Here is a 16,206-nt window from a genome sequence, read left to right on the forward strand (position 1 = left end):
CGGATTTGATTTGCTAATATGTTTCCGGGAGAACTGCCATGCGGTTCACCGGTTTTTATAGTGCCAAATCGAGGAACACCCGGAACTGTGTAGAGCAATTTATCGGCTCGCCTAGGGCAAAATCAATTTTTTCAGGAGGCGTAAGCAATGGCAGTCAAAGAGAAAATCAGAATCCGTCTGCAGAGCTATGATGCTCAGCTGATCGATGCCGCAGCAGAGAAGATCGTGGAGACCGCAAAGCACACCGGTGCACGCGTGTCCGGCCCCATCCCCCTGCCCACCGATCGTGAGATCGTTACCGTTCTGCGCGCTACCCACAAGTACAAGGATAGCCGCGAGCAGTTCGAGAGCCGCACTCATAAGCGTCTGATCGACATTCTGAAGCCGTCCAACAAGACGGTCGAGGCTCTGATGAGCCTCCAGCTCCCCGCTGGCGTGGACATCGAGATCAAGCTGTAAAAGACACTCGATCAAATTCGATGCCCTCGTTTCCCGAGGGGTCATGTTGGCAGTGACGTGCGCTGCCAACCAATAACCTTTACAGGAGGAAAAGAAAATGGTTAAAGGCATTATCGGCAAGAAAGTCGGTATGACCCAGCTGTTCGACGCGAACGGCAAGGTCGTTCCCGTCACCGTCATCGAGGCTGGTCCCTGCACCGTCGTGCAGAAGAAGACCGTCGAGAGCGATGGCTACCAGGCTGTTCAGCTGGGCTTCGGCGAGGTTTCCGCCAAGAAGGTCAACAAGGCAGCTGCAGGCCACTTCAAGAAGGCAAACGTTGCCCCCAAGAAGACCCTGCGCGAGTTCCGTCTGGAAGATGTTTCCGCAATGAACGTTGGCGACGTGCTGAAGGCTGATGTCTTCGCAGAGGGCGACAAGGTGGACGTTGTGGGCGTTTCCAAGGGCAAGGGCTACCAGGGCGTTATCAAGCGCTACGGTCAGCACCGTCTGCGTGAGAGCCACGGCACCGGTCCTGTTGCTCGTCATGCAGGTTCTAACGGTTCCACTTCTACCCCTGCTCGCGTGTTCCCCGGCAAGCGCCTGCCCGGCCACATGGGCTTTGTGCGCGTCACCGTGCAGAACCTGACTGTTGTCAAGGTTGACACCGAGAACAATCTGATCGCTGTCAAGGGTGCGGTCCCCGGTTCCAAGGGCACCATCATCACTCTGGCCAACAGCGTGAAGGCGTAAGGAGGAAAGCTACAATGGCAAAGTTTAACGTAGTCGATATGAACGGTCAGCATGTTAGCGAGATCGAGCTTTCCGACGCCGTGTTCGGTATCACCCCGAACGAGAAGGCTGTCCACATTGCTGTGGTGAACTTCCTGGCCAACCAGCGTCAGGGCACCCAGAACACCAAGATCCGCATGGAAGTTTCCGGCGGCGGCAAGAAGCCCTGGCGTCAGAAGGGCACCGGCCACGCTCGTCAGGGTTCCATCCGTGCACCGCAGTGGACTCACGGCGGCGTCGCTCTGGGCCCCAAGCCCCGCAGCTACAACTACCACATCAACAACAAGGTCAAGCGCCTGGCTCTGCTGAGCGTGTTGTCCGACAAGGCTGCCAATGGCAACATGGTCGTTGTTGACAAGTTCGCTTGCGATGAGTACAAGACCAAGACCGTGGTTGCAATGCTGAACGCTGTTGGTGCCGGCAAGAAGAACCTGCTGGTCAACGAGACTGTCGATGCAAAGTTCGTCAAGAGCGCTGGCAACATTGCCGGTGTGAAGACCACCTTCGCAGGCAGCGTGAACACCTACGATGTGCTGAATGCCGACAAGCTGATCATCAGCGTCGACGCAGCTAAGAAGCTCGAGGAGGTGCTTGGCTAATGAAAACCGCACATGATATCATCCTGAAGCCGGTCATTACCGAGAACTCCATGGCTGGCATCGCTGACAAGAAGTACACCTTCAAGGTCGCTACCGATGCTACCAAGGTCGAGATCGCTCAGGCCGTTGAGGTCCTGTTCCCGGGCGCTAAGGTCGCAAAGGTCAACACCATCTCTGTGCGCGGTCGTTTCCGCCGCCAGGGCATGCACGCCGGTTACACCGCTGCATCCAAGAAGGCTATCGTGACCCTGACCAAGGACTCCAAGGAAATCGAGTTCTTCAACAGCATGGTCTAAGCCGAACCCGCCGAGGGTTCCTCTATGGGGATATGACCCCGATAATAATTCATAAGATAAACAAAGGAGAATAGCACTATGGCTATCAAGAAGTATGGCCCCACTACTCCGGGCCGCCGCGGCATGACCGTCACGGATTACAGCGTCCTGTCTAAGGTCGCTCCCGAGCGCAGCCTGCTGGAGCCCATGAAGAAGCACAGCGGCCGCAACAACACCGGTCGCATCACCGTCCGTCATCAGGGCGGCGGCAACCGCACCAAGTATCGTGTCATCGACTTCAAGCGTCAGAAGACCGATATGCCCGCTACCGTCAAGACTCTCGAGTACGATCCGAACCGCAGCGCATTCATCGCTCTGGTCGAGTACACCGATGGCGTCAAGAGCTACATCATTGCTCCCGATGGCCTGAAGGTGGGCGATGTGGTCATCAGCAGCAAGTCTGCCGACATCAAGCCCGGCAACTGCCTGCCCTTCGAGAACATCCCCGTCGGTACCATCATCCACAACATCGAGCTGTATCCCGGCCGCGGCGCTCAGCTGGTTCGTTCCGCTGGCAACATGGCTCAGCTGATGGCTAAGGAGAATGGCTACGCTCTGGTTCGTCTGCCCTCCGGTGAGATGCGCAACGTGCCCGTGAACTGCACCGCAGTCATCGGTCAGGTTTCCAACATCGACCACGAGAACGTCAACCTGGGCAAGGCTGGCCGCAAGCGCCACATGGGCGTCCGTCCCGGCAGCCGTGGTACCGTCATGAACCCCTGCGACCATCCCCACGGTGGTGGCGAGGGCCGCGCACCTGTTGGTCACTCCGGTCCTATGACTCCCTGGGGCAAGCCCGCTCTGGGTCTCAAGACTCGCAAGCATCATAAGCGCTCCGATAAGCTGATCGTGAAGCGTGCAGGTAAGTAAGAGAGGAGTTTAAGACAATGGGTAGAAGCATTAAAAAAGGACCTTTCGTCCAGGCTGCTCTTATGAAGCACGTTGAAGCGATGAACGCTTCCGGCAAGAAGCAGGTCATCAAGACCTGGAGCCGCGCCTCCACGATCTTCCCCGAATTCGTTGGTCACACCTTTGCCGTCCACGACGGCCGCAAGCATGTGCCTGTGTATGTGACTGAGGACATGGTTGGCCACAAGCTGGGTGAGTTCGTTCCCACCCGTACCTTCAAGGGCCACACTGGTAATTCTAAGTAATAGAGGGAGGAACACAACATGGAAGCTCGGGCAATTCTTCGTTATGCCCGCATTAGTCCTCGTAAGGTGTCTATCGTTATGGACCTGATCCGTAACAAGCCCCTGGACGAAGCGCTGGCAATCCTGCAGTACACCCCGAAGGCAGCTTGTGAGCCCCTTCTGAAGCTGGTGAAGTCTGCAGCCGCTAATGCGGAAAACAACTTCAATATGGACAAGAACAACCTCTACGTCGCCGAGTGCTACGTCTGCCCCGGCCCGACGCTGAAGCGCATGATGCCTCGTGCACAGGGCCGCGGCTACCGCATCCTGAAGCGCACCAGCCACATGACCGTTGTTCTGAAAGAGAAAGAGTAAGGAGGGAAAACAATGGGCCAGAAAGTAAATCCGCACGGCATTCGTGTCGGCGTTATTAAAGACTGGGACAGCCGCTGGTTTGCCTCCAAGAAGGATTTCAGCGATAACCTCGTCGAGGACCACAAGATCCGCACTGAGCTGAAGGCTCAGCTGAAGGATGCTGGTGTGCCCAAGATCGAGATCGAGCGTACTGTGGACCCGTCCACTTCCGCTCCTCGCGTAACTGTCAACATCTACTGCGCTAAGCCCGGCATGGTCATCGGCAAGGGCGGCGAAGAGCGCGTTGCTCTGCAGAACAAGCTGACCAAGGAGTATGGCAAGACTGTCATCGTCAACGTCATCGAGGTCAAGAGCGCTGCTACCAACGCTCAGCTGGTTGCTGAGGATATCGCTCGTCAGCTGGAGAACCGCGTGACCTTCCGTCGTGCCATGAAGCAGTGCATGCGCAATGCCATGAGCCCCCGCGATCGCGCAACCGTTCCCGCAAAGGGCATCAAGGCAATGTGCTCCGGCCGTCTGGGCGGCGCTGATATCGCTCGTACCGAGAGCTATCACGAGGGCACCATCCCCCTGCAGACCCTGCGTGCTGACATTGACTACGGCTTTGCAGAGGCTGCTACCACCTACGGCCGCATCGGCGTCAAGGTGTGGGTCTACAAGGGCGAAGTCCTGAAGAGCGCTAAGACCGCTCAGAAGAAGGAAGGAGGCAACAAGTAATGTTACTGCCTAAGCGTGTTAAGTACCGCCGCGTCCAGCGCGGCCGCATGACCGGCAAGGCTACCCGCGGCAACGTGGTGTGCCAGGGCCAGTACGGCCTTGTTGCTCTGGAGCCGGCATGGATCTCTTCCACCCAGATCGAGGCTGCTCGTGTTGCCATGACTCGTTACATCAAGCGTGGCGGCAAGGTGTGGATCAAGATCTTCCCCGATAAGCCCGTGACTGAAAAGCCCGCTGAGACCCGCATGGGTTCCGGTAAAGGCTCTCCCGAATACTGGGTCGCTGTTGTGAAGCCCGGCCGCGTTCTGTTCGAGCTGGCAGATGTCGATGAGGCAACTGCCCGCGAGGCTCTGCGCCTGGCTATGCACAAGCTGCCCATCAAGTGCAAATTTGTTGTCCGTGAGGACTCCGTGAAGGAGGATGGCACCAATGAAGGCTAATGAACTCCGCGAAATGCAGACCGCAGAGCTGACCAGCAAGCTGGCAGACCTGAAGGCCGAGCTGTTTAACCTGCGCTTCCAGCATGCCATCAACCAGCTGGAGAACCCCGGCCGCATCGAAGCAGTCAAGAAGGACATCGCCCGCGTGATGACCGTTCTGGCTGAGAAGCAGTAAGGAGGTTAAACGATGGAAGAACGTAATCTGAGAAAGACCCGCGTCGGCGTCGTCGTGTCCGACAAGATGGATAAGACCATCGTGGTTGCCGTTAAGGATAGCGTGCAGCACCCCCTGTACAAGAAGATCCTGAAGCGTACCGCCAAGTTCAAGGCTCGTGATGAGCAGAACGAGTGCGGCATCGGTGACCGTGTTGAGATCATGGAGTGCCGCCCCCTGTCCAAGGATGTGCGCTGGCGCCTGGTCCGTATCGTTGAGAAGGCAAAGTAATTTGCCCGCTGCTTTGAACAGTTTGAAAGGAGATATCTGATATGGTTCAGATGCAAACTTATCTCAAAGTTGCCGACAACACCGGTGCCAAGGAGCTGATGTGCTTCCGCGTGCTGGGCGGCACCCGCAAGAGATACGCAAACATTGGTGACGTCGTGGTCTGCTCTGTCAAGAAGGCAGCCCCCGGCGGCTCCGTTAAGAAGGGCGACGTCGTCAAGGCTGTCATCGTGCGCAGCAAGCATGGCGTGCGCCGCGACGACGGCTCCTACATCCGTTTCGATGAGAACGCCGCCGTTATCGTTATGGCCGACAAGAGCCCCAAGGGTACCCGTATCTTTGGACCCGTTGCTCGCGAGCTGCGTGATGCCGGCTACACCAAGATCCTGAGCCTGGCTCCGGAATCGCTGTAAGGAGGTTTTAAAAATGAATAATCTTCATGTTAAAACCGGCGACAACGTTATGATCATCAGCGGCAAGGACAAGGGCCACACTGGTAAGGTCCTGCAGGTCAGCCCCTCTGAGAACAAGGTCATCGTTGAGGGCCAGAACATGGTTACCAAGCACGTCAAGCCTCGTCGTCAGGGCGAGCAGGGCGGCATCGTCAAGGCTGAGGGTGCTATGTACGCATCCAAGGTCATGCCCATCTGCCCCAAGTGCGGCAAGGCCGTGCGTGTGGGCCACGTCGAGAAGGACGGCAAGATGGTTCGCGTCTGCAAGAAGTGCGGCGCTGAGCTGTAAGAAAGGAGTAAGGAACAATGGCTCGTTTGAAAGAACAGTATGTCAATGAAATTGCTCCTGCTCTGAACTCCAAGTTCGGTTACAAGAGCGTTATGCAGATCCCCAAGCTGGACAAGGTCGTCATCAACGTTGCCTGCGGCGAAGCCAAGGACAACGAGAAGATCCTGGAAGCTGTCATGAAGGATCTGGGCCAGATCACTGGCCAGAAGGCAGTCGTCTGCCGTGCCAAGAAGAGCGTTGCTAACTTCAAGCTGCGCCAGGGCACTCCCATCGGCTGCAAGGTCACCCTGCGCGGTGAGCGTATGTATGAGTTCGTCGATCGCTTCTTCAACATCGCACTGCCCCGTGTCCGCGACTTCCGCGGCATCAACGGCAACGGTTTTGATGGCCGCGGCAACTTTGCATGCGGCATCAAGGAGCAGATCATCTTCCCCGAGATCGACTTCGAGAAGGTCGATGCAGTCCGCGGCATGGATGTCTGCTTTGTCACCACTGCCAAGACTGACGAAGAGGGCAAGGAGCTGCTGAAGGCTCTGGGCGCTCCGTTCGCAGAGAACAACTAAGGGAGGAGATTTCTACAATGGCTAAACTGTCTATGAAGCTGAAGCAGTCTCGTCCTGCTAAGTTCTCTACCCGTGCATACACCCGCTGCCGCATCTGCGGCCGTCCCCACTCCGTGCTGCGCAAGTACGGCGTGTGCCGTGTGTGCTTCCGTGAGCTGGCCTACAAGGGCGAGATCCCGGGCGTGAAGAAGGCTTCCTGGTAATCAAGCCAGAGGGCCGGATAATTTGTCGGATATCCGCCCCGGGGCAACGATGTTTCGGGGCGGTATCATTATAAAACAAACGAGAGCTAATCTAAGGAGGTTAGTGGCAAATGCAGATTACTGATCCTATCGCGGACCTGCTGACTCGCATCCGCAACGCTAGCACTGCCAAACACCCTTCTGTGGAGATCCCCGCTTCCAACATGAAGAAGGCTATCTGCCAGATTCTGGTTGACGAGGGCTACATCAAGGGCATGCAGGTCAAGAACGACACCGTTCAGGGCACCATCGTTGTCACCCTGAAGTATCAGGCTAACGGCGAGCCCGTTATCGCTGGTCTGCGCCGCGTGTCCAAGCCCGGCCTGCGCATCTACACCAACTGCGAGGATATGCCCAAGGTCATGAAGGGCCTGGGCACCGCAATCATTTCCACCTCTAAGGGCATCATGACTGATAAGGCTGCACGTGCTGCACACGTCGGCGGCGAAGTCCTGGCCTACGTGTGGTAAGAAAGGGGTAAAAGACAATGTCGAGAATCGGAAGAAAACCCATCGTCATTCCTGCCGGCGTTACTGTCACTGTCGATGAGGCAGCACATCACGTCGCCGTCAAGGGCCCCAAGGGCAGCCTGAATTCCAACTATCATCCCCTGATGACCGTCAAGGTCGAGGGCAATGAAGTTCTGGTTACCCGCCCCAATGACGAACCCCAGGCCCGCAGCCTGCACGGCCTGACCCGTACCAACATCGCCAACATGGTGAACGGTGTTGTGAACGGCTACGAGAAGAAGCTGGAGATCGTGGGCGTCGGCCTGCGCTGCCAGAAGCAGGGCTCCAACCTGGTCATGAACCTGGGCTTCTCTCATCAGGTGAACATTCCTGATACTGAGGACTGCACCATCGTGTGGCAGGATCCCAACCACTTCACCGTTACCGGTATTGACAAGCAGAAGGTCGGCCAGTATGCTGCCGAGATCCGCGCCAAGAAGCCGCCCGAGCCTTACAAGGGCAAGGGCATTCGCTACGAGGGCGAGGTTGTCAAGCACAAAGAAGGCAAGGCCGGCAAGGGCAAGAAATAAGGTAAGGAGTGAAAGACAATGGTTAAGCAGATCGACAAGAACGAAGCTCGTCTTCGTCGTCATCGCCGCGTTCGTAACAAGATCAGCGGCACCGCAGCACGTCCTCGCCTGGATGTTTTCCGCTCCGCCAAGCACATTTACGCTCAGATCATCGATGATGAGCAGGGCGTGACTCTGGTGTCGGCTTCTACTATGGACAAGGACTTCAACGGCAACGGCGGCAACGTCGAGGCCGCTGCTGAGATCGGCAAGAAGATCGCAGCAAAGGCTCTGGAAAAGGGCATCACCGAGGTCGTGTTCGACCGTGGTGGCTACGTTTATCATGGCCGTGTTAAGGCCCTGGCTGATGGCGCCCGTGAGGGCGGCCTGAAGCTGTAATGAGAGGAGGAAACACATTATGGCTATGAGAAACCGTGAAGACGACGGCATGATCACCAAGGTTGTCTCCATCAACCGCGTTTCCAAGACTGTCAAGGGCGGCCGCATCATGAAGTTTGCCGCTCTGGTTGTCGTGGGCGACGGCAAGGGCACCATTGGTTACGGCATCGGCAAGTCCGGCGAAGTGCCTGAGGCAATCCGCAAGGGCGAAGCTGCTGCTAAGAAGAACATGCACAAGGTTGCCCTGAAGGGCACCACCATCCCCCACGAGATCGTCGGCAAGTACGGCGCAGGCGCCGTTCTGCTCAAGCCGGCTGCACCTGGTACCGGTATGATCGCCGGCGGCCCTGTGCGTGCCGTCATTGAGGCTGCTGGCATCAAGGACATTCGTGCGAAGTCTATGCGTTCCAACAACCCCATCAACGTTGTTTCTGCTACCTTCGCAGGTCTGTGCGGCCTGGTCAGCGCTGAGTCTGTCGCTGAGAAGCGCGGCAAGACCGTGAAAGAAATTCTGGGTTAAGGAGGTAACAAACCATGGCAGATAAGATGCTCAAGATCGAGCTGAAGAAGAGCCTGATTGGCCGCGGCGCTAAGCAGATCGCTACCGCTGAGGCTCTGGGCCTGAAGAAGCCGGGCGACGTTACCGTTCAGCCTGACAATGCCGCTACGCAGGGCAAGATCGCAAAGATCGGCTTTATGCTCAGCGTCACCGAAGCCTAATAGCAGGGGGTATACGCATAATGAAACTTCATGAATTGCACGCGATTCCCGGCGCAAACAAGGCTGTGACCCGCAAGGGCCGCGGCATTGGCTCCGGCAATGGCAAGACTGCCGGCTTCGGCAGCAAGGGCCAGAAGGCCCGCTCCGGCGTGAAGCACGCTGGTTTCGAGGGCGGCCAGATGCCTCTGGCACGCCGCCTGCCCAAGGTTGGCTTTAACAACATCTTTGCTACCCAGTACGCCATCGTCAACGTGGCTGATCTGGAAGCTGCTTTCAATGCCGGCGATGTCGTCGATACCGAGGCTCTGAAGGCAAAGGGTCTGGTCAAGAAGACTCTGGACGGCGTTAAGGTTCTGGGCAACGGCGAGCTGACCAAGGCTCTGACCGTGAAGGCCGCAGCCTATTCCGCTTCTGCCAAAGAGAAAATCGAGAAGGCAGGCGGAAAGGCTGAGGTGATGTAAGGTGTTCCAGACATTCCGTAACGCATGGAAGATCCCCGAGCTTAAAAATCGTCTCCTGTTCACGCTGGCGATCCTCGTGGTGTACCGTCTGGGCTGTGCCATCCCCGTTCCGTTCGTTTCCGGCTCTGCGCTGACGCAGATGTTCGCAAACGGCGACATGCTCTCCTATCTGAACATGATGAGCGGTGGTGCTCTGGCCCGTTGCACGCTCTTCGCGTTAGGTGTGACACCCTATATCAACGCCTCCATTATTGTGCAGCTGCTCACCGTGGCAATTCCCGCGCTGGAAAATCTGGCAAAGGAAGCCGACGGCCAGCAGAAGCTGCAGCAGATCAACCGGTACGCAGGTGCTGTGGTCGCTCTGATCATGAGCATCGGCTACTACTTCGTGATCCGCAATATGGGCGCACTGAAGTACGTTTCCGGCGGTGCCGGCATCTTTGCCGCCATCGTCATCATCGCAACCTTTGTGGCTGGCGCACAGCTGATCACATGGTGCGGTGAGCAGATCGATGACAAGGGCATCGGCAACGGTGTCTCGCTCATCATCTTTGCTTCGATCGTCTCCAACTGGTCTTCGCTGTACACCTCTGTCAAGGGTCTGCTGACTCAGGCAGCGTCCGGCAAGCCCCAGTACTACTTCTTCCTGCCGCTGCTGATCGTGCTGGCACTGGTGGCTGTGGTCTTCGTGGTCGTCATGACCAACGCAGAGCGCCGCATCACCATTCAGTACGCAAAGCGCGTGGTAGGCCGCAAGCAGATGGGCGGTCAGAACAGCTATCTGCCCCTGAAGCTGAACATGAGCGGCGTTATGCCCATCATCTTCGCTTCGGCTCTGGTGTCCATCCCGGGCACCATCGGCAGCTTCCTGCAGATCGACCAGCAGGCACACCCGGTGTGGTATGCATTCTTCCACACCTTCAACTACACCTCCTGGCTGTACGTTGTGATCTACCTGCTGCTGATTCTGGCATTCAACTACTTCTATGTGGCCATCCAGTACAACCCCGTTGAGATCGCCAACAATCTGCGCCGCAACAACGGCTCAATCCCCGGCTTCCGTCCCGGCAAGCCGACCAGCGATTTCATCACCCGCACCCTGAACAAGATCACCCTCATCGGTGCCATCTTCCTGGCTGCGGTGGCTGTGCTGCCGATCATTCTGGGCAACCTGACCGGTATGAGCATCCAGCTGGGCGGTACCAGCCTGCTGATCGTGGTTGGTGTGGCACTTGATACCACCCGCAGCCTCGACAGCTTCATGACGATGCGCAACCACAAGGGTTTCCTTGGTTGATCCACAATAATTAAGATGTGAGAAAGCACTGGAAAGGAGAGTACGCTCGAACTTTTCAGTGCTTTTTTACTTTTTTGGAGTTTACATCCTCTAACAAAGGAAAGGAATGATCCTATGAATCTGATCCTGTTGGGCGCACCTGGTGCTGGTAAGGGCACTCAGGCCGAGATCATCTGCGCCAAGCTGAACATCCCCTCCATCAGCACCGGCAACATTCTGCGCGCTGCTGTCAAGGAAGGCACCGAGATGGGCCTGAAGGCAAAGAGCTTTATGGACGCTGGCGCTCTGGTGCCCGATGAGGTCATCATCGGCATCCTGAAAGAGCGTCTGGCTCAGCCGGACTGCGCAAACGGCTTTATCCTGGACGGTGTGCCCCGCACCATCGCTCAGGCCGAGGCCATCGAGACCATGGGCATCCGCATCGACAAGGTGCTGGAGCTGCAGGTCGAGGACAATGTGATCGTTGACCGCATGAGCGGCCGCCGCGTCTGCGAGAAGTGCGGCGCAAGCTACCACATCGTCAACAAGAAGAGCAAGGTCGAGGGTGTATGCGACCTGTGCGGCGGCAAGACCGTCATCCGCAAGGACGACCAGCCTGCCACCGTGCTGGATCGTCTGAAAGCATATCATGAGCAGACCGAGCCGCTGGTGGAGTTCTACCGTACCCGCGGCAAGCTGGCAGAGATCAAGTTCTGCCCCTCCATCGAGGAGACCACGGCTGAAGTCATGAAAGCTTTGGAGGCATAATCGTGATTCAGATCAAAAATGCGAAAGAGCTGGACGGCATGCGCAAGGCAAATGCCCTGAGCGCAGCTGCCCTGAAGTACGGCGGTGAGCATATCGAAGCAGGTATGACCACATGGGAATTGGATAAGCTGATCTACGACTTCATCGTGAAGCACGGCGGCACCCCCAATTTCAAGGGTCTGTATGGCTTTCCGGGCACGGCCTGCATCAGCCTGAACGATACCATCATCCATGGTATCCCTTCGCATGACATCGTCATTCGTCCCGGTGATATCGTCAGCATCGACACCGGCGCAAAGATCGACGGCTTCAACGGCGACAATGCCTGCACCTATGCGGTGGGTAAGGTCGATCTGGAAGCACAGCGCCTGCTGGATGTGACCAAGGCTGCTCTGTATAAGGGCATCGAGCAGGCTGTGGCCGGCAACCGCATCGGCGACATTGGCTATGCCGTGCAGAGCTACTGCGAGGATGCCGGTTTCTCGGTCGTCCGCGAGTTCGTGGGCCACGGCACCGGCCGTGAGCTGCACGAGGACCCGGAAGTGCCCAACTACGGCCATCAGGGCCGCGGCCCGCGCCTTGTGCCCGGCATGACCATTGCCATTGAGCCCATGATCTGCCAGTACGACTGCAAGATCACCCAGTCCAAGGACGGCTGGACCGTCAAGACCAAGGACGGTGGTCTGGCTGCGCACTTTGAGCACTCCAATGCGATCCTGAAGGATCACACTGAGATCATGACCCGCTTCTGGGATGACCCGGATTTTGACCCGGAAAAGTTCAGCCTGAAGTAAGCTGATCCCTGAAATATGAGAAGCGCCGCCTGTGAAGAGCAGAAATGCTCCGCCGCAGGCGGCGTTTTTGCAGGGATAGACCTGCTGTTTGTGCAATTATGACAACTTTTGGTGAAAAAGTTTCATCTTTGCGGTGGAGAAAAACCAAGACCGGGGAGAGAAAGGGCAGCTTTTGAATTTCGAGAATTTTTTATCGGAAATACGGAAAAAACCTCTTGCAAATTGACAACAAAAGGTGTATAATCTATAAATGGCTGTGGAAGCCAGATACTTCCTCGGCGGACAGGGATTTTCTGCCCGTTTTGCGGATTTTGTGCCGCGAAAGATGAAGTATGTGGCGATCATCGCCGCCTGTCCGTCTGTGGACCGGCACTGGAACTGGAGAACGCTGAAGCGGCAAGCTGCGGTCAAACGGGCGCAGGCACGTGAAAACCGCGGCGCTTTCAGGGTTCCAAGGCAAAGGTACCGGTTCAGGTTCAACGACAAACTGAGCAGATCCAATGAGGAGGCAAATAGCTTGTCTAAGGAAGACGTTATCGAGATCGAAGGCATTGTGCGTGAAGCCATGCCCAACGCCATCTTTAAGGTGGAAATGTTGAGCGAGGATAAGAACACCGGGAAGCTCACTCCCAGCGGTCACATCCTCTTAGCGCACATCTCCGGCAAGCTGCGGACCAATTTCATCCGTATCCTGCCCGGGGACAAGGTTACCGTGGAAATGTCGCCCTATGATCTTTCTAAGGGCCGCATCACCTGGCGCTCCAAATAAGCACCAGGGTATCAACCAAAAGGAGGTTCAACATCATGAAGGTCAAGCCTTCCGTGAAACCCATCTGCGAAAAGTGCAAGGTCATCCGCCGCAAAGGCCGCGTGATGGTCATCTGCCAGAACCCCAAGCATAAGCAGCGCCAGGGCTAATTCGGGCGCCTGGGGGTCAAGTGCGTAGAGTCCCGGCGCAGACCCCGACACTGACATGGGATGATTTTTGGAGGAAACTACTATGGCACGTATTGCCGGCGTTGACCTGCCCCGCGAGAAGCGCGTTCAGGTGGGTCTCACCTACGTTTATGGTATCGGCCAGACCACTGCTAACAAGATCCTGGAAGCAACTGGCATCAACCCCGATACCCGCGTCAAGGACCTGACTCTGGAAGAAGAGGCTAAGATCCGTGACTACATCGATCAGGCTAACATCATCGTTGAAGGCGACCTGCGCCGCAACGTTGCTCTGGACATCAAGCGCCTGGTTGAGATCCAGTCCTTCCGTGGCACCCGCCATCGCAAGAATCTGCCCTGCCGCGGCCAGCGTACCAAGACCAATGCACGTACCTGCAAGGGTCCCAAGCGCACTGTCGCTAACAAGAAGAAGTAAGGAGGATTTGAGAAATGGCAAGTGCAAATAATGCCAAGAAGGGCGCTAATGTCCGCATGAAGCGCAAAGAGCGCAAGAACATTGCTGCTGGTCAGGCTCATATCCAGTCTACCTTCAACAATACTGTTGTCACCATCACCGACCTGCAGGGTAATGCAGTGTCTTGGTGCTCCTCCGGCTCCCTGAACTTCCGCGGCAGCCGTAAGAGCACTCCGTTCGCAGCCCAGTCTGCTGCTGAGACCGCAGCCAAGGTTGCTATCGAGCATGGCATGAAGACCGTTGAGGTCTACGTCAAGGGCCCCGGCGCTGGCCGTGAGTCCGCTATTCGTGCGCTGCAGGCTACCGGCCTGGAAGTCACCCTGATCAAGGACGTGACTCCCATCCCCCACAATGGCTGCCGTCCCCCGAAGCGCCGTCGTGTCTGATCGAAGGAGGAAATTGAATTATGGCAAAGAATACGCAGCCTATCGCAAAGCGTTGCAAGGCCCTGGGCATTTCTCCTGCGGTCATGGGCTATGCAAAGAAGAATACCACCCGCAACTCCAATGGCAACATGCGCAAGAAGCAGTCTGAGTACGCATCTCAGCTGAAGGAGAAGCAGAAGGTCAAGTTTATCTACGGCGTTCTGGAAAAGCAGTTCCACAATGCTTACCTGCGTGCTGAGGCCCGCCCCGGCAAGACTGGTGAGAACCTGCTGCAGATCATGGAGTGCCGTCTGGACAACGTCGTGTTCCGTCTGGGCTTTGCTCAGACCCGCCGCGACGCTCGTCAGCTGGTGTCCCACGCTCACTTCACCGTCAACGGCAAGAAGGTCAACATTCCTTCTTACCAGGTGAAGGCTGGCGACGTGATCGAAGTGCGCGAGTCCAGCCGCAGCTCTGCAAAGTTTGCAAAGCTGACCGGCCCCGAGGCTCCCGTTGTTGCTCTGCCCGCATGGCTGAACCGTGAGACCGGTTCTCTGAAGGGTGTTGTCGCAAAGCTGCCCGAGCGCAGCGATATCGACTACGAAGTCGCAGAGCACCTCATCGTCGAGCTGTACTCCAAGTAATCCATTAAGAAGGCTGGGCCTTCCCCGTGGACGGCTCACTTTCGCATTCTTTTCTTTGAAAGAATTTAATAATGGGCCGGCGGCAGCGCCGGTTTGACAAGGAGGGCATAGATATGATGGAGATTGAACGTCCCAAAATCGAAACGGCAAGCCTGTCCCCGGACGGCCGCTACGGCAAATTCGTGGCAGAACCGCTGGAGCGTGGCTTTGGCATCACACTGGGCAATAGCCTGCGTCGTGTGCTTCTTTCCTCTCTGCCCGGTGTCGCCGTGACCAGCGTCAAGATTGATGGCGTGGTTCACGAGTTCTCCACCATTGAGGGCGTCAAGGAAGACGTTACCGAAATTGTCCTGAACCTGAAGGGTATTGCTGCAAAGCTGTACACCGATGGTCCGAAGACAGTGCGTGTTGAGGCAGTCGGCCCCTGTGAGGTCACCGCTGACAACATCAAGCAGGGCGACGACATCGAAATTCTGAACCCTGAGTGGCACATCGCAACCCTGGGCGAGGGCGGCAAGCTCGTCATGGAGCTGACCTTCGATAAGGGCCGCGGCTATGTGCCCGCAGAGCGCAACAAACAGGCTATCATCGAGAAGAACGATATCAACACTCTTCCCGTTGACAGCATTTACACCCCTGTGCTCAAGGTGAACTACAACGTCGAGAGCACCCGTGTTGGCCAGGCGATCGATTATGACAAGCTGACCATTGAGGTTTGGACCGATGGCACGATCAATGCGCAGGAAGCCGTTTCTCTGGCTGCCCGTGTGCTGACCGAGCACCTGAACCTGTTCGTCAACCTGTCCGATGAGGCAGCCGGCGCTGAGATCATGGTGGAGAAGACCAACGACGACAAGGAAAAGGCTCTGGAAATGACCATTGAAGAGCTGGATCTGAGCGTGCGTTCCTTCAACTGCCTGAAGCGTGCCGGTATCAACACGGTGGAAGATCTGGTCAGCAAGAGCGAGGACGAAATGATGAAGGTTCGCAACCTCGGTCGCAAGAGCCTGGAAGAGGTCATGGCAAAGCTGGATTCTCTGGGCTTCAAGCTGAACACGGATGACGATAACTAAAAATAATTAAGGAGTGAAACGGGATGCCCGGTACCAGAAAGCTCGGTAGAACCAGCGACAGCCGCAACGCTATGATGCGCGCTATGGTTACCTACCTGTTAGAGAATGGCAAGATTGAGACCACTGTCACTCGCGCTAAGGACGTTCGTTCCATGGCCGAGAAGATGATCAGCCTTGGCAAGGCAAGCGACCTGCACACCAAGCGTCAGGTTTATGCCTACATCACCAAGGAAGATGTTGCAAAGAAGCTGTTTGATGAGATCAGCCCCAAGTACGCTGACCGCAACGGCGGCTACACCCGCATCATCAAGATCGGCGCTCGCCGCGGCGACGCTGCTGAGATGGCAGTTCTGGAGCTCGTCTGATCTGCTCTGACTGTTTGATACAGTGTTCAAAAGCCCTTTCCCAGCAATGGGAGAGGGCTTTTTTTTGCGTGGCATTTTCATTGCTTCTGAATGTTCC

General features: G+C 56.6%; 31 protein-coding genes. All 31 read left to right on the forward strand.

The genetic code is table 11. The features are described 5' to 3' along the window. Nucleotides 1-147: 147 nt before the first annotated feature. The 31 genes from rpsJ to rplQ all read left to right on the forward strand — a co-directional run bounded on the left by rpsJ (nucleotide 148) and on the right by rplQ (nucleotide 16,109). Nucleotides 148-459 (forward strand): 30S ribosomal protein S10, encoded by a 312-nt coding sequence (gene rpsJ / locus QZL71_RS04325; RefSeq protein WP_005934923.1) that lies wholly within the window; start codon nucleotides 148-150, stop codon nucleotides 457-459. 97 nt (nucleotides 460-556) lie between these two features. Then, nucleotides 557-1,189 carry a 50S ribosomal protein L3 gene (gene rplC, locus QZL71_RS04330; RefSeq protein WP_005938036.1) on the forward strand — a complete coding sequence of 211 codons (633 nt, stop codon included), beginning with the start codon at nucleotides 557-559 and terminating at the stop codon, nucleotides 1,187-1,189. 14 nt (nucleotides 1,190-1,203) lie between these two features. Continuing rightward, the gene (gene rplD / locus QZL71_RS04335; RefSeq protein WP_005938033.1) at nucleotides 1,204-1,827 is read left to right on the forward strand and encodes a 50S ribosomal protein L4; all 624 of its coding nucleotides are present in this window, start codon (nucleotides 1,204-1,206) and stop codon (nucleotides 1,825-1,827) included. Beyond that, on the forward strand, nucleotides 1,827-2,123 hold the full coding sequence (gene rplW / locus QZL71_RS04340) for a 50S ribosomal protein L23 (RefSeq protein ID WP_005938030.1): 297 nt from the start codon (nucleotides 1,827-1,829) through the stop codon (nucleotides 2,121-2,123). The genes rplD and rplW overlap by 1 nt, the downstream gene beginning before the upstream one ends. Nucleotides 2,124-2,201: 78 nt before the next feature. Beyond that, complete coding sequence (gene rplB / locus QZL71_RS04345) at nucleotides 2,202-3,032, forward strand: 50S ribosomal protein L2 (protein WP_005938027.1); 831 nt, start codon at nucleotides 2,202-2,204, stop codon at nucleotides 3,030-3,032. A gap of 17 nt (nucleotides 3,033-3,049) precedes the next feature. Next, complete coding sequence (gene rpsS / locus QZL71_RS04350) at nucleotides 3,050-3,316, forward strand: 30S ribosomal protein S19 (protein ID WP_005921883.1); 267 nt, start codon at nucleotides 3,050-3,052, stop codon at nucleotides 3,314-3,316. A gap of 18 nt (nucleotides 3,317-3,334) precedes the next feature. Continuing rightward, complete coding sequence (gene rplV, locus QZL71_RS04355) at nucleotides 3,335-3,670, forward strand: 50S ribosomal protein L22 (protein ID WP_005921882.1); 336 nt, start codon at nucleotides 3,335-3,337, stop codon at nucleotides 3,668-3,670. A 12-nt stretch (nucleotides 3,671-3,682) separates the two neighbouring features. After that, nucleotides 3,683-4,387 (forward strand): 30S ribosomal protein S3, encoded by a 705-nt coding sequence (gene rpsC / locus QZL71_RS04360; protein WP_005938023.1) that lies wholly within the window; start codon nucleotides 3,683-3,685, stop codon nucleotides 4,385-4,387. Next, entirely contained in the window at nucleotides 4,387-4,827 is a 441-nt protein-coding gene (gene rplP / locus QZL71_RS04365) for a 50S ribosomal protein L16 (RefSeq protein WP_005938020.1), read from the forward strand. The genes rpsC and rplP overlap by 1 nt, the downstream gene beginning before the upstream one ends. Beyond that, a complete protein-coding gene (gene rpmC / locus QZL71_RS04370) occupies nucleotides 4,817-5,002 on the forward strand; it encodes a 50S ribosomal protein L29 (protein ID WP_005921879.1) in 186 nt (61 codons plus the stop codon). The genes rplP and rpmC overlap by 11 nt, the downstream gene beginning before the upstream one ends. 12 nt (nucleotides 5,003-5,014) lie before the next feature. Beyond that, nucleotides 5,015-5,272 carry a 30S ribosomal protein S17 gene (gene rpsQ, locus QZL71_RS04375; protein WP_005938017.1) on the forward strand — a complete coding sequence of 86 codons (258 nt, stop codon included), beginning with the start codon at nucleotides 5,015-5,017 and terminating at the stop codon, nucleotides 5,270-5,272. A 41-nt stretch (nucleotides 5,273-5,313) separates the two neighbouring features. Next, a complete protein-coding gene (gene rplN, locus QZL71_RS04380; protein WP_005938014.1) occupies nucleotides 5,314-5,682 on the forward strand; it encodes a 50S ribosomal protein L14 in 369 nt (122 codons plus the stop codon). A 13-nt stretch (nucleotides 5,683-5,695) separates the two neighbouring features. Continuing rightward, nucleotides 5,696-6,010 carry a 50S ribosomal protein L24 gene (rplX, locus tag QZL71_RS04385; RefSeq protein ID WP_005934911.1) on the forward strand — a complete coding sequence of 105 codons (315 nt, stop codon included), beginning with the start codon at nucleotides 5,696-5,698 and terminating at the stop codon, nucleotides 6,008-6,010. 17 nt (nucleotides 6,011-6,027) lie between these two features. Continuing rightward, entirely contained in the window at nucleotides 6,028-6,573 is a 546-nt protein-coding gene (rplE, locus tag QZL71_RS04390) for a 50S ribosomal protein L5 (RefSeq protein ID WP_005938011.1), read from the forward strand. A 17-nt stretch (nucleotides 6,574-6,590) separates the two neighbouring features. After that, on the forward strand, nucleotides 6,591-6,776 hold the full coding sequence (locus QZL71_RS04395; RefSeq protein WP_005921866.1) for a type Z 30S ribosomal protein S14: 186 nt from the start codon (nucleotides 6,591-6,593) through the stop codon (nucleotides 6,774-6,776). Between the two features lie 110 nt (nucleotides 6,777-6,886). Continuing rightward, nucleotides 6,887-7,285 (forward strand): 30S ribosomal protein S8, encoded by a 399-nt coding sequence (gene rpsH, locus QZL71_RS04400; RefSeq protein ID WP_005938007.1) that lies wholly within the window; start codon nucleotides 6,887-6,889, stop codon nucleotides 7,283-7,285. Nucleotides 7,286-7,302: 17 nt separating this feature from the next. Beyond that, the gene (gene rplF / locus QZL71_RS04405) at nucleotides 7,303-7,854 is read left to right on the forward strand and encodes a 50S ribosomal protein L6 (protein WP_005938003.1); all 552 of its coding nucleotides are present in this window, start codon (nucleotides 7,303-7,305) and stop codon (nucleotides 7,852-7,854) included. 18 nt (nucleotides 7,855-7,872) lie between these two features. Then, on the forward strand, nucleotides 7,873-8,232 hold the full coding sequence (rplR, locus tag QZL71_RS04410) for a 50S ribosomal protein L18 (RefSeq protein ID WP_005938000.1): 360 nt from the start codon (nucleotides 7,873-7,875) through the stop codon (nucleotides 8,230-8,232). Between the two features lie 19 nt (nucleotides 8,233-8,251). Next, the gene (gene rpsE / locus QZL71_RS04415; RefSeq protein ID WP_005937997.1) at nucleotides 8,252-8,752 is read left to right on the forward strand and encodes a 30S ribosomal protein S5; all 501 of its coding nucleotides are present in this window, start codon (nucleotides 8,252-8,254) and stop codon (nucleotides 8,750-8,752) included. Nucleotides 8,753-8,766: 14 nt separating this feature from the next. After that, entirely contained in the window at nucleotides 8,767-8,952 is a 186-nt protein-coding gene (rpmD, locus tag QZL71_RS04420) for a 50S ribosomal protein L30 (RefSeq protein WP_005934904.1), read from the forward strand. Nucleotides 8,953-8,972: 20 nt separating this feature from the next. After that, nucleotides 8,973-9,413 carry a 50S ribosomal protein L15 gene (rplO, locus tag QZL71_RS04425; protein WP_005934902.1) on the forward strand — a complete coding sequence of 147 codons (441 nt, stop codon included), beginning with the start codon at nucleotides 8,973-8,975 and terminating at the stop codon, nucleotides 9,411-9,413. 1 nt (nucleotide 9,414) lies between these two features. Continuing rightward, complete coding sequence (secY, locus tag QZL71_RS04430; protein ID WP_005937994.1) at nucleotides 9,415-10,710, forward strand: preprotein translocase subunit SecY; 1,296 nt, start codon at nucleotides 9,415-9,417, stop codon at nucleotides 10,708-10,710. A 114-nt stretch (nucleotides 10,711-10,824) separates the two neighbouring features. Then, nucleotides 10,825-11,457: an adenylate kinase gene (locus QZL71_RS04435; protein WP_005937991.1), complete on the forward strand. Its 633-nt coding sequence runs from the start codon at nucleotides 10,825-10,827 to the stop codon at nucleotides 11,455-11,457. A gap of 2 nt (nucleotides 11,458-11,459) precedes the next feature. Next, a complete protein-coding gene (gene map, locus QZL71_RS04440) occupies nucleotides 11,460-12,251 on the forward strand; it encodes a type I methionyl aminopeptidase (protein ID WP_097777145.1) in 792 nt (263 codons plus the stop codon). Between the two features lie 517 nt (nucleotides 12,252-12,768). Further along, nucleotides 12,769-13,020: a translation initiation factor IF-1 gene (gene infA, locus QZL71_RS04445; RefSeq protein WP_005937979.1), complete on the forward strand. Its 252-nt coding sequence runs from the start codon at nucleotides 12,769-12,771 to the stop codon at nucleotides 13,018-13,020. A gap of 35 nt (nucleotides 13,021-13,055) precedes the next feature. Further along, nucleotides 13,056-13,169, forward strand: coding sequence for a 50S ribosomal protein L36 (rpmJ, locus tag QZL71_RS04450; protein WP_005921832.1), 114 nt, complete (start codon nucleotides 13,056-13,058; stop codon nucleotides 13,167-13,169). A gap of 82 nt (nucleotides 13,170-13,251) precedes the next feature. Beyond that, on the forward strand, nucleotides 13,252-13,623 hold the full coding sequence (rpsM, locus tag QZL71_RS04455) for a 30S ribosomal protein S13 (RefSeq protein ID WP_005937976.1): 372 nt from the start codon (nucleotides 13,252-13,254) through the stop codon (nucleotides 13,621-13,623). A gap of 14 nt (nucleotides 13,624-13,637) precedes the next feature. After that, nucleotides 13,638-14,048 carry a 30S ribosomal protein S11 gene (gene rpsK / locus QZL71_RS04460; protein WP_005934894.1) on the forward strand — a complete coding sequence of 137 codons (411 nt, stop codon included), beginning with the start codon at nucleotides 13,638-13,640 and terminating at the stop codon, nucleotides 14,046-14,048. Nucleotides 14,049-14,068: 20 nt separating this feature from the next. Beyond that, entirely contained in the window at nucleotides 14,069-14,671 is a 603-nt protein-coding gene (gene rpsD, locus QZL71_RS04465; RefSeq protein ID WP_005937973.1) for a 30S ribosomal protein S4, read from the forward strand. 113 nt (nucleotides 14,672-14,784) lie between these two features. Then, complete coding sequence (locus QZL71_RS04470) at nucleotides 14,785-15,744, forward strand: DNA-directed RNA polymerase subunit alpha (protein WP_044953267.1); 960 nt, start codon at nucleotides 14,785-14,787, stop codon at nucleotides 15,742-15,744. A gap of 23 nt (nucleotides 15,745-15,767) precedes the next feature. Then, a complete protein-coding gene (gene rplQ / locus QZL71_RS04475; protein WP_005921819.1) occupies nucleotides 15,768-16,109 on the forward strand; it encodes a 50S ribosomal protein L17 in 342 nt (113 codons plus the stop codon). Nucleotides 16,110-16,206: the final 97 nt, after the last annotated feature.

Origin of the sequence: uncultured Faecalibacterium sp., assembly GCF_900066275.1 — a bacterium.
Taxonomy (GTDB): Bacteria; Bacillota; Clostridia; order Oscillospirales; family Ruminococcaceae; genus Faecalibacterium; species Faecalibacterium taiwanense.

What these genes read in the sequence shown, in the direction of transcription:
- rpmJ (WP_005921832.1), top strand. Translation starts at nt 13,056, where the DNA reads ATGAAGGTCAAGCCTTCCGTGAAACCCATCTGCGAAAAGTGCAAGGTC.
- rplO (WP_005934902.1), top strand. Translation starts at nt 8,973, where the DNA reads ATGAAACTTCATGAATTGCACGCGATTCCCGGCGCAAACAAGGCTGTG.
- rplB (WP_005938027.1), top strand. Translation starts at nt 2,202, where the DNA reads ATGGCTATCAAGAAGTATGGCCCCACTACTCCGGGCCGCCGCGGCATG.
- rplP (WP_005938020.1), top strand. Translation starts at nt 4,387, where the DNA reads ATGTTACTGCCTAAGCGTGTTAAGTACCGCCGCGTCCAGCGCGGCCGC.
- rplD (WP_005938033.1), top strand. Translation starts at nt 1,204, where the DNA reads ATGGCAAAGTTTAACGTAGTCGATATGAACGGTCAGCATGTTAGCGAG.
- rplX (WP_005934911.1), top strand. Translation starts at nt 5,696, where the DNA reads ATGAATAATCTTCATGTTAAAACCGGCGACAACGTTATGATCATCAGC.
- rpsJ (WP_005934923.1), top strand. Translation starts at nt 148, where the DNA reads ATGGCAGTCAAAGAGAAAATCAGAATCCGTCTGCAGAGCTATGATGCT.
- QZL71_RS04395 (WP_005921866.1), top strand. Translation starts at nt 6,591, where the DNA reads ATGGCTAAACTGTCTATGAAGCTGAAGCAGTCTCGTCCTGCTAAGTTC.
- rplQ (WP_005921819.1), top strand. Translation starts at nt 15,768, where the DNA reads ATGCCCGGTACCAGAAAGCTCGGTAGAACCAGCGACAGCCGCAACGCT.
- rplV (WP_005921882.1), top strand. Translation starts at nt 3,335, where the DNA reads ATGGAAGCTCGGGCAATTCTTCGTTATGCCCGCATTAGTCCTCGTAAG.
- rpsH (WP_005938007.1), top strand. Translation starts at nt 6,887, where the DNA reads ATGCAGATTACTGATCCTATCGCGGACCTGCTGACTCGCATCCGCAAC.
- rplW (WP_005938030.1), top strand. Translation starts at nt 1,827, where the DNA reads ATGAAAACCGCACATGATATCATCCTGAAGCCGGTCATTACCGAGAAC.
- rplC (WP_005938036.1), top strand. Translation starts at nt 557, where the DNA reads ATGGTTAAAGGCATTATCGGCAAGAAAGTCGGTATGACCCAGCTGTTC.
- rplN (WP_005938014.1), top strand. Translation starts at nt 5,314, where the DNA reads ATGGTTCAGATGCAAACTTATCTCAAAGTTGCCGACAACACCGGTGCC.
- rpmD (WP_005934904.1), top strand. Translation starts at nt 8,767, where the DNA reads ATGGCAGATAAGATGCTCAAGATCGAGCTGAAGAAGAGCCTGATTGGC.
- rpmC (WP_005921879.1), top strand. Translation starts at nt 4,817, where the DNA reads ATGAAGGCTAATGAACTCCGCGAAATGCAGACCGCAGAGCTGACCAGC.
- rplF (WP_005938003.1), top strand. Translation starts at nt 7,303, where the DNA reads ATGTCGAGAATCGGAAGAAAACCCATCGTCATTCCTGCCGGCGTTACT.
- rpsE (WP_005937997.1), top strand. Translation starts at nt 8,252, where the DNA reads ATGGCTATGAGAAACCGTGAAGACGACGGCATGATCACCAAGGTTGTC.
- rpsQ (WP_005938017.1), top strand. Translation starts at nt 5,015, where the DNA reads ATGGAAGAACGTAATCTGAGAAAGACCCGCGTCGGCGTCGTCGTGTCC.
- QZL71_RS04435 (WP_005937991.1), top strand. Translation starts at nt 10,825, where the DNA reads ATGAATCTGATCCTGTTGGGCGCACCTGGTGCTGGTAAGGGCACTCAG.
- rpsD (WP_005937973.1), top strand. Translation starts at nt 14,069, where the DNA reads ATGGCAAAGAATACGCAGCCTATCGCAAAGCGTTGCAAGGCCCTGGGC.
- rpsM (WP_005937976.1), top strand. Translation starts at nt 13,252, where the DNA reads ATGGCACGTATTGCCGGCGTTGACCTGCCCCGCGAGAAGCGCGTTCAG.
- rpsC (WP_005938023.1), top strand. Translation starts at nt 3,683, where the DNA reads ATGGGCCAGAAAGTAAATCCGCACGGCATTCGTGTCGGCGTTATTAAA.
- rplE (WP_005938011.1), top strand. Translation starts at nt 6,028, where the DNA reads ATGGCTCGTTTGAAAGAACAGTATGTCAATGAAATTGCTCCTGCTCTG.
- rpsS (WP_005921883.1), top strand. Translation starts at nt 3,050, where the DNA reads ATGGGTAGAAGCATTAAAAAAGGACCTTTCGTCCAGGCTGCTCTTATG.
- rplR (WP_005938000.1), top strand. Translation starts at nt 7,873, where the DNA reads ATGGTTAAGCAGATCGACAAGAACGAAGCTCGTCTTCGTCGTCATCGC.
- rpsK (WP_005934894.1), top strand. Translation starts at nt 13,638, where the DNA reads ATGGCAAGTGCAAATAATGCCAAGAAGGGCGCTAATGTCCGCATGAAG.
- QZL71_RS04470 (WP_044953267.1), top strand. Translation starts at nt 14,785, where the DNA reads ATGATGGAGATTGAACGTCCCAAAATCGAAACGGCAAGCCTGTCCCCG.